This is a genomic window from Sphingobium sp. RS1, from assembly GCF_056156825.1.
In genome coordinates this window covers 292889-309712 of sequence record NZ_JBLZXE010000003.1, presented here as the reverse complement: position 1 = coordinate 309712, position 16824 = coordinate 292889, and the positions used below count along the sequence as shown (strand labels likewise).

Annotated in this window: 16 protein-coding genes; 8 read left to right on the top strand and 8 right to left on the bottom strand. The window is 62.8% G+C overall.

The features are described 5' to 3' along the window. Window positions 1-202: 202 nt before the first annotated feature. The 4 genes from ACNHGR_RS21425 to ACNHGR_RS21410 all read left to right on the top strand — a co-directional run bounded on the left by ACNHGR_RS21425 (window position 203) and on the right by ACNHGR_RS21410 (window position 6382). On the top strand, window positions 203-2638 hold the full coding sequence (locus ACNHGR_RS21425; RefSeq protein ID WP_475288798.1) for a TonB-dependent receptor: 2436 nt from the start codon (window positions 203-205) through the stop codon (window positions 2636-2638). A gap of 63 nt (window positions 2639-2701) precedes the next feature. Continuing rightward, window positions 2702-3214 carry a nuclear transport factor 2 family protein gene (locus ACNHGR_RS21420; RefSeq protein WP_184272754.1) on the top strand — a complete coding sequence of 171 codons (513 nt, stop codon included), beginning with the start codon at window positions 2702-2704 and terminating at the stop codon, window positions 3212-3214. A gap of 20 nt (window positions 3215-3234) precedes the next feature. After that, a complete protein-coding gene (locus tag ACNHGR_RS21415) occupies window positions 3235-3996 on the top strand; it encodes an SDR family NAD(P)-dependent oxidoreductase (protein WP_475288797.1) in 762 nt (253 codons plus the stop codon). 106 nt (window positions 3997-4102) lie between these two features. Beyond that, the gene (locus ACNHGR_RS21410; protein WP_475288796.1) at window positions 4103-6382 is read left to right on the top strand and encodes a TonB-dependent receptor; all 2280 of its coding nucleotides are present in this window, start codon (window positions 4103-4105) and stop codon (window positions 6380-6382) included. Between the two features lie 71 nt (window positions 6383-6453). Here the strand turns inward: ACNHGR_RS21410 and ACNHGR_RS21405 are convergent, their stop codons facing one another. Beyond that, window positions 6454-8505, bottom strand: a complete 2052-nt coding sequence (locus ACNHGR_RS21405) for a PQQ-dependent dehydrogenase, methanol/ethanol family (protein ID WP_475288794.1) — start codon at window positions 8503-8505, stop codon at window positions 6454-6456. 185 nt (window positions 8506-8690) lie between these two features. On the opposite strand from ACNHGR_RS21405, the gene ACNHGR_RS21400 reads away from it, so the two are divergent. Beyond that, window positions 8691-9215, top strand: coding sequence for a VOC family protein (locus tag ACNHGR_RS21400; RefSeq protein ID WP_475288793.1), 525 nt, complete (start codon window positions 8691-8693; stop codon window positions 9213-9215). After that, on the top strand, window positions 9215-10045 hold the full coding sequence (locus tag ACNHGR_RS21395; RefSeq protein WP_475288792.1) for a sugar phosphate isomerase/epimerase family protein: 831 nt from the start codon (window positions 9215-9217) through the stop codon (window positions 10043-10045). The genes ACNHGR_RS21400 and ACNHGR_RS21395 overlap by 1 nt, the downstream gene beginning before the upstream one ends. Here ACNHGR_RS21395 and ACNHGR_RS21390 read toward each other — a convergent pair. From ACNHGR_RS21390 to ACNHGR_RS21375, 4 genes are read right to left on the bottom strand one after another with little or no spacing between them, the layout of a single operon-like run. Then, window positions 10008-10814 carry an SDR family NAD(P)-dependent oxidoreductase gene (locus ACNHGR_RS21390; RefSeq protein WP_475288790.1) on the bottom strand — a complete coding sequence of 269 codons (807 nt, stop codon included), beginning with the start codon at window positions 10812-10814 and terminating at the stop codon, window positions 10008-10010. The two genes, ACNHGR_RS21395 and ACNHGR_RS21390, sit on opposite strands and share 38 nt — an antisense overlap. 21 nt (window positions 10815-10835) lie before the next feature. Beyond that, window positions 10836-11309 (bottom strand): VOC family protein, encoded by a 474-nt coding sequence (locus tag ACNHGR_RS21385; protein WP_184272741.1) that lies wholly within the window; start codon window positions 11307-11309, stop codon window positions 10836-10838. 2 nt (window positions 11310-11311) lie between these two features. Continuing rightward, window positions 11312-12091 (bottom strand): SDR family NAD(P)-dependent oxidoreductase, encoded by a 780-nt coding sequence (locus ACNHGR_RS21380; RefSeq protein ID WP_475288789.1) that lies wholly within the window; start codon window positions 12089-12091, stop codon window positions 11312-11314. Window positions 12092-12103: 12 nt separating this feature from the next. Beyond that, a complete protein-coding gene (locus ACNHGR_RS21375) occupies window positions 12104-12529 on the bottom strand; it encodes a nuclear transport factor 2 family protein (RefSeq protein ID WP_475288788.1) in 426 nt (141 codons plus the stop codon). Window positions 12530-12668: 139 nt separating this feature from the next. Here ACNHGR_RS21375 and ACNHGR_RS21370 point away from each other — a divergent pair, with 139 nt between their 5' ends. Together ACNHGR_RS21370 and ACNHGR_RS21365 are read left to right on the top strand one after the other, a co-directional pair. Continuing rightward, window positions 12669-13472 (top strand): SDR family NAD(P)-dependent oxidoreductase, encoded by an 804-nt coding sequence (locus ACNHGR_RS21370; protein WP_475288787.1) that lies wholly within the window; start codon window positions 12669-12671, stop codon window positions 13470-13472. Window positions 13473-13489: 17 nt separating this feature from the next. Next, window positions 13490-14275, top strand: a complete 786-nt coding sequence (locus ACNHGR_RS21365; RefSeq protein ID WP_475288785.1) for an SDR family NAD(P)-dependent oxidoreductase — start codon at window positions 13490-13492, stop codon at window positions 14273-14275. Between the two features lie 107 nt (window positions 14276-14382). Here the strand turns inward: ACNHGR_RS21365 and ACNHGR_RS21360 are convergent, their stop codons facing one another. From ACNHGR_RS21360 to ACNHGR_RS21350, 3 genes are all read right to left on the bottom strand, one after another. Continuing rightward, window positions 14383-14682, bottom strand: a complete 300-nt coding sequence (locus tag ACNHGR_RS21360; RefSeq protein WP_184272730.1) for an antibiotic biosynthesis monooxygenase — start codon at window positions 14680-14682, stop codon at window positions 14383-14385. A gap of 29 nt (window positions 14683-14711) precedes the next feature. Then, the gene (locus tag ACNHGR_RS21355) at window positions 14712-15134 is read right to left on the bottom strand and encodes a nuclear transport factor 2 family protein (protein WP_184272727.1); all 423 of its coding nucleotides are present in this window, start codon (window positions 15132-15134) and stop codon (window positions 14712-14714) included. A gap of 74 nt (window positions 15135-15208) precedes the next feature. After that, the gene (locus ACNHGR_RS21350; RefSeq protein ID WP_475288784.1) at window positions 15209-16747 is read right to left on the bottom strand and encodes a fatty acid--CoA ligase; all 1539 of its coding nucleotides are present in this window, start codon (window positions 16745-16747) and stop codon (window positions 15209-15211) included. Between the last annotated feature and the right edge of the window lie 77 nt (window positions 16748-16824).

The window sequence follows — 16824 nt, the reverse complement described above, 5'->3', positions numbered from 1 at the left end:
TTGACGACACATCCGGCCAGGGCGTAGCAGATGGCACGCCGCAACATACGAGAGCGGCGCGATGTTTGGAGAGAGGATGTCCGGGGTCTGGCAGGCGCATGAGCGCCGCTGCTGCCGCTGCCTGACTGTGCTTGATGCATGGCCTCACGCCATCGCCCCGCACGCCTCCCTTCTGCATCGTCACGATAAGAGGGAGGGTATCTTGAATCAGCATATCACGAACCGGCTGTTCTATCGCGCCGCGCTGCTCGCCAGCGCATTGACGATGCCGATGCTCAGCGTCGAGGGTCATGCGCAGGATAGCGCTGGATCCGCGCAGCAGGGCGGCCTGACCGATATCGTCGTCACCGCCCGCCGGCGCGAGGAAAGCCTGCAGGACGTGCCAGTCTCCGTCACGGCACTGACGGCCGAGCAAATCCAGAAATATGACATGACCAGTCTGGAAAAGATTTCCACCCAGACGCCGCAATTCACGATCGGCCGTGCTTCCAACGGCTCGGGCGCGCAGTTGACCCTGCGCGGCATCGGTTCCTCCTCCACCTCCATCGGCATCGAACAGTCGGTCGCGGTCGTGCTGGACGGCGTTTATTATGGCCAAGGACGTGTCATCAACGAAGGCTTCCTGGATCTTGCCGGCGTGGAAATGCTGAAGGGTCCGCAAGCCTTGTTCTTTGGCAAGAATGCAACCGCAGGCGTCGTGTCGATCCGTTCGGCCGACCCTACCGCAAAGCCCGAATTCATGGGTCGCCTGGGCTATGAGTTCAAGGGCAAGAACCTGGTCGGCGAAGCCATGGCTTCTGGCCCCTTGAGCGATACGCTGGGCATCCGCATCGCGGTGCGTGGCTCAAACATGTTCGGTGGCTATTTCAACAATCGCGGCATCGACAAGACCTATCCGACCTATGATGTCGCCACCGGCGTCACCACGCCGCACTTCGCCCCCGCCTCCACTCGCGACAATCCGGGCGAGAAGGAATTTCTGGGCCGCGTGACACTGAAGTGGCAGCCGACCGACCAGTTTACCCTGACTTTGAAGGGCAATGCGTCGGCCAACGACACCGACAATAACAGCTGGAACTATGTGCCCTTTTCCTGCGCCAGCGGCACCTATGCGCTCAATTCTAACATCAAGTGCGAACGCAAGTTCAACATCTACCAGAACAACGTCCCCGCTGACATCGCCGGCAGCCAGCCCTTTTCACGGAAGGACGGCGCGCTGTATAACCGCTATCGCAGCTGGGGCATCACCGGCACGGCCGAGTATGCGCTGGACGATGTAAACCTGACCTGGATCAACAATTACAACGCCAATGTGAACCGCTGGTCGTGCGACTGCACCTTCGTGTCGTCGGACCTGGCCGCCGCCCCGTCGTCGGAACGCTCCAAATATCACGCTTTCTCGTCGGAATTCCGCGCCCAGACCCATTATGACGGGCCGGTCAACCTGCTTGCGGGCGTCTATTATCAGTCGACCAAGCGCGACCACACGCAGAGCGGTGCCTTCGGCAATGTCGAGGATAGCTCGCAGCCGGACGAATGGCGATATCTGGGCTATTTCAAGCGGTCGGAGACCGAGGGCGAAACCATCTCCGGCTATGGCCAGGCGACCTGGAAGATCGCGCCGACGCTCGAAGCCACGGCCGGCGTGCGCTACACCCACGAAACCAAGGACAGCTATCTGGTCCAGCCCTATGTGAATTCGCTGCTGCAGTTCATCTTCCCGCAGGGCAAGACGATCTATGGCGACCAGAGCTTCAACAACTGGTCGCCTGAAGCCACCCTCACCTGGCAGCCGACCAAGGACATTACCGTCTATGGCGCCTACAAGACCGCCTACAAGTCGGGCGGCTTCTCCAACTCGGGCTTCGTCAGCGCAGGGACGATCGCCAGCGACGTCGCCTTCAATCCGGAAAAGGCCCGCGGCTTCGAAGGCGGCATCAAGACGACCCTGTTCGACCGGCAGCTTCGCCTGAATATTGGCGCCTACAGCTACAAATATCTCGACCTGCAGGTCGACTATTTCAACTCGGCCACCTTCGCCTTCATCACAACCAATGCCGGGTCCGCGACCACCAAGGGCTTCGAACTGGAATTCCAGTACGCCCCGCGCGCCGTGCCGGGCCTCGATGTCCATGGCTCGCTCAACTATAACAAGGCGCGCTATGGCAGCTATATCGCGCCCTGCTACGGTGGGCAGTCGATCGCGGCGGGATGCGACACCAGCTTCCAGGGCGCACTGGGTCAGGATCTGTCGGGCAAGCGTACCGCCGTGGCACCGACCTGGACGGGGTCGCTGGGCGTCAGCTACGACACAGAACTGTCGGCCGGTACCAATCTCGGCCTCTCGCTCGACAGCCGCTATTCCAGTTCCTACCTTGCCTCCAGCTTCGCCCATCCGCTGTCGGGCCAGCCCAAATATCTGAGCATCGACGGCACGGTTCGCATGGGCTTCGCCGACAAGCGCTACGAGATTGCGCTGATTGGCAAGAACCTTACCAACCGCTTCATCGTCGGCGGCGTGGTGGATGCGCCCAATACCGGCACCGGCACGGGTACTGGCACGGCCACCCCGGCCGACCAGATCGGCTTCGTCTCCCTGCCGCGTACCGTGCAGTTGCAGTTCACGGCACGCTTCTAACGGCTCCTCACCTCGGGCGTCAGGACCATCCGTCCCGACGCCCATCTTTTTTAAGGGACGACCATGGACCCGATCGACATTCTGCTGGCGAAAGACGCCATCCGCGACCTGCACGCCGTCTATATGCGCGCGCAGGACCGACTACTGCCCGACCTGCATCGCAGCGTCTTCTGGCCGGATTCCACTACCGACTATGGTATTTTCAAAGGGTCGGGCGATGACTTCGTCACCTTCGCGCAGGATCTGCTGCAATCCCACCTCTCCAATCATCATCTGATCGGCCAGGCGCTGATCGAGGTGGAGGGCGATGTCGCCTTCGGCGAGGTCTATTACACCGCCTTTCACCGCATCATCGAGGAGGACGAGCCCAAGGACATGTTCATCGCCGGCCGCTATGTTGACCGCTACGAGCGGCGGACAGGCGTGTGGAAGATCGCCCATCGCAGCGAATTGATCGACTGGGCCCGCATGGACCCCGCCTCCGACGGCTTTCTCGCCTCCCTGAACGGTGCGCTGCTGGGCGGGCGCGCCGATACGGACCTGTCTTCGCAGCGCGACTGGCTGCGCACTGCCTGACCCTCTCAAAAGGATATCTTATGAACCTCAACGGCAAGACCGCGATTGTCACTGGCGCAGCATCCGCAGCGGGTCTGGGCTTTGCCAGCGCGCGGATGATGGCCCGTGCCGGCGCCAGCGTCATGCTGACCGACATCGCCTTCGAAGCGGTGCAGGCTCGCGCGCAAGAACTGGCCGACGAAGGCCTGTCCATCGCCGCCATGGCGCAGGACGTGACGTCGGTGGAAGGTTGGGACGCCGTCGTCGCCGCCACGGTGGAACGGTTCGGCAAGCTAGACATACTGGTCAACAATGCCGGCATCGCCGTGCTCAAATGGATAGACGCGCTGGAACCAGCGGACTGGCAGCGCCAGATCGACGTCAACATGACCAGCGTCTATCTGGGCTGCCGCGCCGCGATGAAACAGATGCGGGAACAGGGCCATGGCGGCTCGCTCGTCAACTTCTCGTCCGTGGCGGGTCTCGTCGGCATTCCAGGCGCCGCCGCCTATGCCGCGTCAAAGGGCGGCGTGCGCATCATGACCAAGGCGATCGCGATGGAGTGCGCGACGGAGAATATCCGGGTCAACTCGATCCAGCCCGGCGTCATCTGGACCGACATGCAGCAGGTCGCGATCCGGGATAATCCCGATCAGTATGACGCCATCAACGCCAGCATCCCCATGGGCCGTATGGGCGAGCCGGATGACATTGCCGCGATGGTGACGTTCCTGGCGTCGGATGCCTCCAAATATATCACCGGCGGCGAATTCACCGTGGACGGCGGCCTGACCGCCCGCTGACGGTAAAAAATCTCCTCATCTGCCATTCTATTGGAACCGTTAGTTTCGCGCCTTGGGACAGTGCGACTAAAATGACTGCATAACAAAGGTGGTGAGGAGCTTGAACATGAGGGGGACTTCCAAATTCGTCCTGCGCACGGTCGTGAGCGGGGCTGCACTTGTTTATTCCGGCTTGGCGTTCGCCCAGACGGCCGAACCGCAGCAGGGCTCCGGCGCGGAACTCAGCAGCACGATCGAGGATATCGTCGTCACCGCCCGCCGGCGCGACGAGACGCTGCAGGAAACCCCGATCGCTATTACCGCCTTTTCGCCGGCACAGCTGGAATCGAAGGCGGCGATCAACATCGGCGACTTGCAGGGGGCGGCGCCCAACGTCCTCATCACCAATCAGAATAGCGGCGCGGCAGCCGCCAACGTATCGATCCGCGGCCTGACCTTCGCTGACGTGGAAAAAAGCTTCGAACCGACCGTTGGCGTCGTCGTCGATGGCGTGTTCATCGGCACCAATACCGGCCAGTTCTTCGACTTTTTCGACATCAACCAGATAGAAGTGCTGCGCGGGCCGCAGGGCACGCTGTTCGGTCGCAACACGATCGGCGGTGTCATCAACATCCGCCGCACCCGGCCCACGGGCGAGTTTGGCGGCAAGTTTGAGGCGAGCTACGGCAATTATGACAGCTGGTCGACGCGCGCGGTGGTCAATGCGCCGATCGTCGACGGCGTGCTGGCGGCCAAGGCCTTCTATTTCCACAATCAGTCGGACGGCTATTATCACAACGCCATCCGCAACAAGCGCGTGGGCAAGAGCAATAACGAGAATTTCGGCGCCAGCTTCCTTTTCACGCCGTCCAGCAGCTTCGACGCGCTGCTGACGCTGGAAAAGCAGGTGCAGGATTTCGAACCGGTCAATAGCAGCCTGTCCAACAGCGGCGAAGCCTTCTGCAACCAGGCAATCCTGGACGCGGTGATCGGCGTGCCGGGCCTGGTCGCGGCCGCCCCGGCCAGCGAATGCAACCGCAACACCACGACCGATCTCTACACCGTCTACGGCAGCCCAACCGCCAGCCATTACAGTGCGCCAGCCGCGACGCTGGAAATGAATCTGGACCTTGGCGGGGTGAAGCTGACCTCCATCACCGGATATCGCAAGTCGAAAGAGGATCAGACGCAGGATTTCGATTCGACCAGCGCGGTCCTCTATCACGTCCGCCGTCGCCAGGACTTCCGTCAATTTAGCCAGGAATTGCGCGCTGCGGGCAAGTTTACGGACGGGTTCGACTATGTCGTCGGCGCCTATTTCTATGATTCGAAATATCATCTGACGCAGGAAACAACCTTCGCGACGTTCCCCGCGCCGACGCAGGTGGTGACGGGCACATCCAAGTCCTACGCCTTCTTCGGCGACTTCAACCTGCAACTGATGGAGAAGGTCCGCTTGTCCTTCGGCGGCCGCTGGACCCACGACAAAAAGACAAATTATAATTTCGTCGCGCCCAATCAATTCCCCAAGGCCGACTATTCAGGCAGCAAGTTCACGCCGAAGATCGGGCTGGACTACCGTCCGACCGACGACCTGATGGTTTATGCCTCCTGGTCGCGCGGTTACCGTTCAGGCGGTCTGTCGGGACGCGGCCAGACGCTCATCTCCTCGACCACGCCCTATGGTCCCGAAACGGTCGACTCCTACGAACTGGGCTTCAAGAGCGCGTTCCTCGACAAGCGGCTGCTGTTCAACGTCGCCGGCTTCTATTCGAAATATAACGACCTTCAGCAGAACACGACCATCCCCATCTCCGGCGGCATCGGCAACGAGACGGTCGTGACCAATGTCGGATCGGCAACGGTCAAGGGCATCGAGGCGGAACTGACGGCCAAACCGGTCCAGGGCCTGACGCTGAACGCAGCGGTCGGGCTGCTGCGGTCCAAGTTCAAGGACTTTATTACGCAGGCCCCGGTGGGCGGCGTTCTGACCACCTTCGACTATTCGGCCAACAATCTGATCTACAATCCGCGCGAAACCTTTTCCGCAACAGCGGACTATGTACTGCCGGTCAGCTTCGGCGAACTGAAGTTCAACGTCAGCTACCGCAATATCGCGCCCTATGATCAGCAGATTTCGCTCGGTCCTACGACGGTGGGCAGCGACGGGGTCATCACCGTCCATGGCAACGACCCGCGTGTCCGCTCAGACCGTCAGGGCCTGCTCGACGCCAGCGCAACGGTGCAGTTCGACCTCAACGGCCACAAGGCGCGGGTGACGGCCTATGGCCGCAACTTGGCCGACGATCGCGGTCCGAACGCGGCGTTGACCGTGGCTGGGCTCTTCTCCTTCTCCTCGGCCCGCGAGCCACGCACCTACGGTTTGCAATTCGGCTTCGAATTCTAAGAAATCCCTCTGTGCAAGAGCTGGGCGGCGTACGACAAGTACGCCGCCCTTTTTTGTTTGGATCGACAGGTTTACGGCTTCCGTGTTGCCCGTAACGCAGCGGCCCGGCTGCGCACATATTGCCGGATGCCCGCCAGTTTTGCGTCGTCGAATTCCTCGAAGCGCGGCATGCCGTTCGCGACCAATCCGCCGTCGCGCACCACGGCGGCGAATGTCGCCGCGTCGGTCGGCACGGTCGATCCGCGCAGGTCCGGTGCATGGCCCGCCGCAATCACATCCACGCCGTGACATACCGCGCAATGCTGCGCATAGGCGACTGCCCCCTGCCCTTCCTGCACCGCTGATGCCGCGAAGGACGGATCGTCGGCCGCGCGCAACTTCTCTGGCCTCGACACGGGCAAGGTCGCCTTGCCGCCGATCGCAAAGGTCAGGATGCGCCGCGCCTGGGTGCGATAGTCGATGCTGACGGGCAGCAGCGCGCCGAACGCTGCCCCGCTGGTGCCCATGCCGGTCAGCACCGTCACATATTGCCGGCCGTTCACCGAATAGCTGATCGGCGCCGCCGTCACCGGGGCCTGCGCCGCGAAGCTCCACAACCGCTTGCCGCTGTCGGCGGCATAGGCGTTGAACTGCCCGTCGATCCGCCCCTGAAAGACCAGGTTGCCGCCCGTCGCCATCACGCCGCCATTCCACGGTCCCGGCGTCCGCACCTTCCACGCTGCCCGCTGCCGGACCGGGTCCCAGGCTAGTAGCGAACTGGTCGCGTTGGTCGGGCCTGCGTCCTTCACGACGAAATTGGGGATGGCCGCGCCGTCCACCGCATTGCCCGGCGTGCGCACCCAGTTCTCGCGCGTGATGCCGACATCGTTATAGCTGGTCGCCATCTCGATCGCGGGAATATAGACCAGCCCACGTTGCGGGCTAAAAGCCATCGGCAGCCAGGTATGCGCGCCGACCGGCGAAGGCCACATGGTGAAGGTCTTGCCATCGGGGTAGCGCGCGCCGGGCACTTCGATCGGCCGGCCAGTCTTTCTGTCGATGCTCTTGGCCCAGGTCACCTTCACGAACGGCTCGGCGGAGATCAGCTTTCCGTTCGTCCGGTCGATGACGTAGAAGAAGCCGTTCTTGGGCGCCGTCATGAGCACATGGCGCAGCTTCCTGTCGATCGTCAGGTCGGCCAGTTCCATGTCCATCGATGCATTATAGTCCCAGCTTTCGCCCGGGTTGACCTGATAATGCCACTTGTAAGCGCCAGTCGTCGCATCCAGCGCCACGACCGAAGCCAGGAACAAATTGTCGCCCTTTCCCGCGCTCCTGATCTTGTGGTTCCATGGCGACCCGTTGCCTACGCCGATGATCATGCTGTTAGTTGAGCGATCATAGGTCATGGCATTCCATACCGTCCCGCCGCCGCCATATTTCCACCATTCGCCGGCCCATGTCTTCGCCGCCATCTTCATGGCGTCGCTCTCGAACCCGTCGGCCGGATTGCCGGGCACGGTGTGGAAACGCCACAACTGCTTGCCAGTCTGCGCGTCATAGGTCGTCACATAGCCGCGCACCGCGCTGACATCGCCGCCGCCAAAGCCGATGATGACCTTCCCATCGAAATAGCGGGGCGGCCCGCTGATGAAGCTGGCATTGTCCAGCGGCAGCGTCCGCGCCTGCCAGGCGACTTGTCCATCCTTAGCGTCCAGCGCGACCAGCCGCCCGTCATGCGTGCCGACGAATATCCGCCCGCGCCCATAGGCGAGCCCCCTGATGCCCCAGCCCTGTCGCAACTTGCGCCCGGCCAGTTCGGTGGCCTTGCTATCATATTCCCAAATGAGTTTGCCCGTCGCGGCGTCGATGGCGCGCACGATGCTGTAGCCTGTCGCCGTATAGAGCACGCCGTCCACCGCGAGCGGCGTCGATACTGAATTTTGCGGCGGCAAGTCCATCGACCAGACCAGCCCCAGCTTTGCTACATTGGTGTCATTGATGTCGGCGAGCGGCGAAAAATGCTGTTCACCGGCGGTGCGACCGAAACCGGCCCAGTTTTTGGGATCTAGCAAGGCGTCGTCATCACCGCGTTGTCCGGACGTGCAACTCAACAACAGCATTGGCGCCAGCGCCCATGCCATCCCTGCCCGTCGATCCCTGGCGCTCGCCTCTCCCTGCATATTCTGTTCTCCAATCCGGCTTTGCCACAGCCTAGCGCCCGCAGCACCGCAGCGCAGCCTATCAAAGCTGTCAGGCCGCGACCGGCAACGATCGGTTTAAGCTGGTCCACAACCGCGCAAGAACGGGTCTTCCGCAGGAGAGAGCTATGTCACCGCTGCACATCGTCCAGAATTGCTATGTCGTACCCGACCTGGAGGCCGCTTGCGCGCGGATGAACGCACTGCTGGGCATCGGTCCCTTCGTCGGCGGTGTGGAAGCGGTGCTGACCGATCACGTCTATCGCGGCCAACCTGCCGATCCGATCCGACTGCGCGGCGTCTTCGCCCAGTCGGGCGAACTCAATATCGAAATCGTTCAAATCCTTTCGACCGGCCCCTGCGCCTTTACCGACATGTTCGCAGCCGGCACAGGTGGCCTACATCACAGCGCCATTTTCTGCGACGATTATGACGCAACGCGCGACGACTGGGTTGCACGAGGCTATCCGGTCGCGAGCGAATTCAGGACCGATTTCGGTACACCCATCTGCTATATCGATACGCGCGCCGACCTTGGCCATTTCATCGAACTCTATCCCGAAGATGCGATCATCCGATCCATGTATGCGCAAACGGTAGAAGAAACGCGGGACTGGAACGGCAAAACCCTATTCGTGCCGTGGCGGGCCTGATGCGGCTGGGCCTGCACCATGTGACGGTGAACGACGTCACGCCGCTGGAATTGGTGGACATGGCGGCCATGCTCGGCTGCGCGGAGGTTTGCCTGTTCACCCATATCCCGCGCCACCTGCCACAGACGCTGTTTCCGCTCGTCGACCGCACGATTCTGCCGGACCTGAAGGCCGCGCTGCGGCATCACGCGGTCCGCGTCGCCAATATCGAATTTTTCCCGGTCAGCCCCGACGCGCCGATCGACGACTATGCCGATGCACTGGCGCTGGGCGGCGAACTTGGCGCGCGCGGCGCGGTCGTCCATATCCATGACCCGGATGAAGCGCGTGCCGTCGACACGCTGGGCCGATTGAGCGATCTGGCCGCCAAGAACGGCCTGCGCATCGGGCTCGAATTCATGGGCCTGACGCCGGCCTGCGCATTGATCGGCCGCGCGGCGCGCTATGTCGAACAGGTGGGCCGTCCCAATATCGGCATCGGCATGGACCCGTTGCACCTGATCCGCACCGGCGGCACGGCTGACGATGTCCGCGCCGTCCCGGCTAGTGCCTTCACCTATGCGCAAATCTGCGACGGACGCGGCCTCCATCGCTCCGATAACTATCTCCCCGAAGCGCTGGACCGCCTGATGCCGGACGACGGCGACTTTCCGCTGGCTGACATAATGGCGGCCCTGCCCGTCGACATTGCCATCGACGTGGAAGTGCCCTCCGCCAGCCGGATCGCCGCTGGCCGCCCCGCCTTGCCGCATGCACGCGAGGCCATCGACCGGGCTCGCGCGCTCCTTGACCTCAGCCGGCGACAGCCGCCTCGGTCGTCGCCGCGATAATCTCTTCCCGCGTCGGATTGCGGCGCAGCGTCAGGCCACCGTTCACCTGCAGATTCTCGCCGGTCATGAAACATTCGTCCGACGCCAGGAAGGTCGCCGCCGCCGCGATGTCCGCCGATGTGCCGATACGTTCCAGCGGATAGGCCTTGCGGAATATCTCGGTCAGGCCCGGCACTTCCATATGCCCCGCCGTCATCGGCGTCTCGGTGAGGCCGGGCGAGATCGAGTTGGCGCGGATGCCGCCAGCGCCAAATTCATGCGCCGCGACCCGGATCAGGTGATCGGCGCCCGCTTTCGCGCCCATATAGGCGGCATGGTCATTGAGCATGATCGTCGCCGTCGCCGACGAAATCTGCATGATCGACCCGCCACGCCCGCCGGTGCGATTGTCCATGACTGCAATCATCGCCTGAAGGAAGAGGAACGGCCCCTTGAACTGGAGCGCGCTCATCTGGTCGAACTCCTCCTCGGTGGTTTCGAGGAAGCCGGTCAGCAGGCCCCAGCCCGTCGCGTTGACCGCGATGTCGAGACCGCCGAAGGCCTCCATCGCGACCCGCGCCGCCGCGTCCAGATCGGCCTTGCTGGTGACGTCGACCCTGGCCGCCTTGCCGCCAATCTCGGCGGCGAACCGCTCCAGCTCTTCCATCTTGCGTCCGGCGACGACGACCTTCGCGCCTTCGTCGGCAAAGCGGCGGGCGATCACCTGCCCCATATTGTCGTGCCCCGCCGCACCGATGACGAGGGCGACCTTTCCGGCCAGTCTGGACATATTGCTACTCCTGTTCCGCGATCAGACCGAAAGGCCTTCGCCATTCCACCAGCGGGTGAAGACCGGCTTCAACTCCTCCGACACCAGCTCGATCGCCATGCCGCCCGCGACCGGCCCCAGATAGGCGAAGGGGCCATAGCCATCCTCCGGCCGCCCGCCCGCCGCCGTCAGCCTCCAGCCGCCAGCGGTCAGATCGGCCACGGATTGCGGCAGGTCCGACACCCAGAAGCCGATATGGTCGCCGCGCGACAGGGCTGGATCGAAGATGCTACCGGGCGTCCCGCATTGCAGTTCCAGATGCATCGGACCGTCGATCGAATAGGTAAAGCGATCCTCCACATGGATGAGGCCCGTGGCAGGCGTCCACACCGGGAAATCGCTCAATTGCTGCGGCTCGGCGAACGTCAGGCCCAGCGTGCGGCTATAAAAGGCGATCGCCTCGTCCAGGTCGGGCGTCAGCACGCCCGTATGAAAGGCCTTGCTGTAATCGATCATCGCTAGACGCCTGTCATGCCGGCCGTGGACGCGCCGTCGATGGCATATTCACCGCCGTTCACGAATGCCGCCTCGTCCGAAGCGAGATAGGAGAGCAGGCCGGCAATCTCGTCCACCCGGCCCATCCGGCCCATCGGCGACATGCTGTTATACATGCCACGCGCCGCGTCGGGATCGGGGCATTTGGCGATGATGTCGGTGATCAGTTCCGTTTCGACCACACCCGGCAGGATCGCGTTGCAGCGGATGTTGAGCTTGTTGAGGCCGCAATGGATCGCGGTCGACTTGACCAGCGCGACCACCGCTGCCTTGGTCACCGAATAGCTGATATAATTGCTGAGCGCCCGATTGGCGTTCATCGAGCTGTTGACGATGATCGACCCGCCCGGCCCGTCCGGATTGGCCTTCATCAGCGCGATGGCGGTCTTCACCGTCAGCAGCACGCCGGTCTGGTTGATACCGATGATGCTGTTCCACGCGTCGAGCGGCACCGTTTCGATATTACCATCGCCGCTTTCCGTGCCCGCATTTGCGAAGGCGATGTCGAGCCGGCCGAAATCCCTGGCGATCAGCGCCTCGACGGTCGCCCAGTCCTCGGGGCTCTGCACCGCCGCCTTCACGAAGGTTGCGCCGGTCTCCTCCGTCAGGCTGGTCGCCTTCTCCGCATTGGATCCGGTGAACACCACCCTGGCCCCGTCCGCTACGAACCGCTTCACCGCCGCCCGGCCGATACCTGCCGTGCCGCCTGTGACCAGTGCAACCTTGCCGCTCAAATCCGCCATGTTTTCAATTCCTCAAGCCGGGATCATGCCCGTGGCGCGCGCGATGGCCGCCGTGTCGAAATAATAGGGCGTTATACCGCTGAACTTATCCCCGCGCAGATGGAACACTTCGGTCAGCGGCATCTTCAGCCGCTCGCCATTATGTTGCGAAGTGGCCGTCACCGTCACGAAGACGATGGCGTTGTCTTCACCGATACAGATATCGCCGGTTTCCAACGCCGGATCGCTCCAGAAGGCGAACACCTTGCTGTACAGTTCCTGCAGCGCGCCCTTGCCGCTATAGACGCCGCCGAAGGGCAGGCTGTCGGCTTCCAATATTTCGAAATCGTCGGTCAGCATCGCTTCGACCGCGTCCCACTGGCCGGTCCCGGTCAGCTGGTAGATGCGCTGCACCATGGCCTTGATCTCGTCATAACGCTGCATGTCCATGACGCTCATCCTCTCTTTGACTAGATGCAGGAATGGGGCCTGCGAGCCGCCGCGTCACCCTGCAAAAAACCGCAGGTAGCCTGTTCCGCTTGGCGCGCCGAAAAGAGCATGGTGGGATAATGCACGAGCAGCAACAAGGATGAGGATCATGGCGGGCAGACTGGACGGAAGAATAGCCCTTGTCAGCGGCGGACTCCGCGGCATCGGCCGCGGCATCAGCGAGAGCCTGAGCACCGATGGCGCCACGGTCTATGTGACCGATCTCGACTCCCCGGACTCCGATAAGGTCGGGCAGATCCAGGCGGAATTGGCGAACATTCGCTACATCCGGCTCGACGCGACCAACGAGGCGGCATGGCAGGAAGCCCGCGCGCAGGTAGAGCAGGATTTCGGCCATCTCGACATACTGGTGAACAATGTCGGGGCTGACCTGACCGGCAAGGTGCAGGATCTGGAACTGGAAGCGTGGCGCCGCCTGATCACGCTCAACCTCGACACCGTGTTCCTGGGCACCAAGACGTTTCAGCCGCTGCTTGCCCGGGGCGGCGCCTCGACGCCCTACGGCTCCAGCATCGTCAATATCAGTTCGATCATGGGCATCGTCGGCATGGGCGACGTGTCGGCCTATAATGCGTCGAAGGGCGCGGTGCGACTATTCTCCAAATCCAATGCGCTGGAATTTGCCGACGCCGGCGTGCCGATCCGCGTCAATTCGGTTCATCCCGGCTTCGTCGAGACGCCGCTGCTGCGCCAGGGCTTCCAGCGCTGGGCCGATCGCGATCCGTCCGTCACTGTCGAATCGCTGATCGAGCAGATGGCCGGCACGACGCCGGTGAAGCGGCTCGCCCAGCCCATCGAGATCGGCCGGGTCGTGGCGTTCCTCGCCAGCGACGACGCCAGCTACATGACTGGCAGCGAGGTCGTCGTCGACGGCGGCTGGACCGCGCGATAATACAGGAGAAACAGATAATGACGAGCAAGACAGACCTGACCGGTGCGGTGGCGCTGGTGACGGGCGCCACCGGCGGCATCGGCCGCGCGACCGTGGCCGCGCTGGCGGAGGCCGGCGCCAAGGTGATCGCCACCGACATCGCGGCGCAGGCGGAGGTGCCGGGCGCCACCCTCTATGCGCCGCTGGACGTGACGAGCGAGGAGGCCTGGCCGGCGATCATCGACCGGATCGAACGGGAGTTCGGCCGGCTCGACATATTGGTCAACAATGCCGGTATTTCGGTCACCAACAGCATCCAAGCGACGACCCTGGCCGAATTCCGCAAATGCATGGCGATTAATGTCGAGGGCATTTTCCTAGGGATCAAGGCGGCGCAGGATCTGCTGGCGCGCAGCGGCGCGGACCGGCCCGGCGGTTCCTCCATCGTCAACCTGTCGTCCGTCGGGGGTCTGCGTGGCGCGGCCTGGATGTCGACCTATTGCGCCAGCAAGGGCGCGGTAAAGCTGTACAGCAAATCGGCGGCGATGGAGTTCGCGCTACTCAAGCAACCGATCCGCTGCAACTCCGTCCACCCCGGCGGCATCGACACCGGCATGATGGACGCCATCTATGCCCGCTATGTCGCCGAAGGCGTCTTCCCCGACGAAGCGACGGCGCGCGCAACCGTATCGGCCAGCCATGCGATCGGCCGCATGGGCGAACCCGGCGAGATCGCCGAAGGCATCGCCTATCTGGCGAGCCCCGCCGCAAGCTTCATGACCGGCAGCGAACTGGTGATCGACGGCGGCATGACCGCGCATTAAATCCTAGCGCCGAGAATGAGAAAGCCCGGATCGCTGCAACGATCCGGGCTTTCCGACCATCGGCACGAGTTTGGAGAGATGTGACCGACGGCTAGGGGATGGGACGTTCAGAGACCGAAAGGCTTGCTTTCGCTGACATCGTGAATGGTCACGTTCATTTCGACCTTGCCCTCAAAGTCCGTCAGCAATCTGCCGATCGCCGGCAGTGAAAGATGCGCCGTCAGCGCCTCCCGGTCGCGCCAGCCCTCCATCGCCATGATGACGCCTTTGTCCGCGTCCTCGACGCCCATATGGTAGAAGATACAGCCATCCTCAGCCCGCGAGGGCTCGCACAATTCGGTGAGCCGGGCGAACAGCGACGGCAGCGTGTCGGGATGGGTATGTATATGTCCGGTCAGGACGATCATGCTGGGTTCCTTCTCGATCCGGGGACAGGTCAGGTCTGGGATAGGATCCCAAACACGCGCTCCTTGAACTGCCACTGGCCGTCGCACTTCACGAGCTTGTCATTATAGCAGGCGCGGGCGCGCTTATCCTTGCCGCTCTCCGGATCGGTATAGACTTCGGAGAAATAAGTCCGCGCCACCGCAGTATCGCCGTCCACCTGGATCATCCCCGGCATGGCGATGAAGGACAGTTCGGGATAGGCCGGCATGGCGCTGGCCCACAGGTCCATGACCGCTTCCCGACCCGACACGATGCCCAGCTGCGGATAGTGCGATAGGTCCCAATGGCCGTCCTCCGCCCACAGGCTGGTCATCAGTTCGCGGTCACTGCGATTGACCGCGTCAGCATAGCTTTCCATCAGTTCGCGGATTGCGATCCGGTCTTCGAGCGGTCCAGTAAAATTACGGCTCACGCCTCACTCTCCTTGGCTGTTTGACCGGAGCCTAGGCCGCTTCCGGCCCAAGCCCTACTCATGGAAATGGCAGGTTAGCGATATTCGTCGCGCAGCAGGCGACGCAGCACCTTGCCCGACGGGTTGCGCGGCAGGTCGGCGCGGAAATCGATGCTCTTGGGCGTTTTATAGGCAGCAATGCGCTCGCGCGCCCAAGCGATGATCTTGGCCGGGTCCGGCTGCGCGCCTTCGACCGGCACGACCACGGCCTTCACCGCTTCGCCCCATTTGGGGTCCGGTACGCCGATCACAGCGACATCATGGATGTCGGGATGGCTGAACAGCACATTCTCGACCTCGGCGGGATAGACATTCTCGCCGCCGGTGATGATCATGTCCTTTATGCGGTCGGCGAGATAGACATAGCCGTCGGCATCCATCCGGCCGGCGTCGCCCGTGCGCAGCCAGCCATCGGCGTCGATCGTCTCCGCCGTCGCTTCGGGGCGGTTGTAATAGCCCACCATGTTGGCGACGGAGCGCACCGCGATCTCGCCCACTTCGCCACGCGGCAGTTCCTCGCCACTCTCGGTGTCAAGGATGCGTATCTCGACGCCAGGCAAGGGCAGCCCAACACCACCCATGCGCGCATTACCCCCCACGTCATGATCTTCGGGCGGCAGGCCCAGGATCGTGCCCGCCGTTTCGGTCATGCCGTACATCTGCGCGAAACCGCAGCCGAACACACCAATCGCCTGTCGCAGCAGGTCGAGCGGGATGGCGGAGCCGCCATAATAGATGGTCTTGAGGAAGCTGAAGTCCGTGTCCGCCGCCTTCGGATTGTCGCACACGATGCGCAGCGCGGTCGGCACGATCATGATTTTGGTGATGCGATGGCGCGCGATGAGGTCCAGCACCTGATGCGGATCGAATTCCCGCACTATCACCGCCTTGGCGCCATGTTGCAGCGACCACAGGCCCCAGCCCGAACCGCTGATGTGGAAGATGGGCATCGCCACCAGCGCAACATCCTCCGCGCTCCAGCGATACCAGGGCGGCAGGTCGTCGGTCGCCACCGAGGAGCGCAGGCCAAGGAGACTGCGGTTGGTCAGCATCGCCCCCTTGGGATTGCCCGTCGTGCCTGACGTGTAGAGTTGCAGTACGACATCGTCATAGCCGCCCTCGGCTTGCGGATCGCCATTCGCCTGCGCGTCGCGCCAGTCGGCGAACAACTGGCCCTCACCCCCTACTTCGGTCAGCAAGATGGCACAGGCCGGCGCGGGGTCGAGCCGTGCCAGGCAATCGGGATCGACCAGCAGCAGCGCCGGCTGGCTATCGTTCAATATGTAGGCGACCTCCGGTGGAGCGAGGCGCCAGTTGATCGGCACCAGCACCATGCCGGCGCGGATCGCGCCCAGCCAATATTCAAAATAGACGTCGCGATTCTTGCCGAGATAGGCGACCCGCGTGCCGGCATGCAGCCCCATGGCGCGCAGCCCGTTCGCCACCCGGTCGGCCCGGCGGTTCAGTTCGGCAAAGCTTGTTTCCCGCCCTTCGAACACAAGTGCCACCGCATCGGGTCGCGCGGCGCCATGGCCGCGAAGATAGTGGGCAATCGTCACATTCCTACCCGTCATGCCAGGCCATCCTCCTCATTTCACCCTCATCCTTTACGGCAGGAAAAAGCGTTTGCCTCCTGTCACTTCCTATGGGA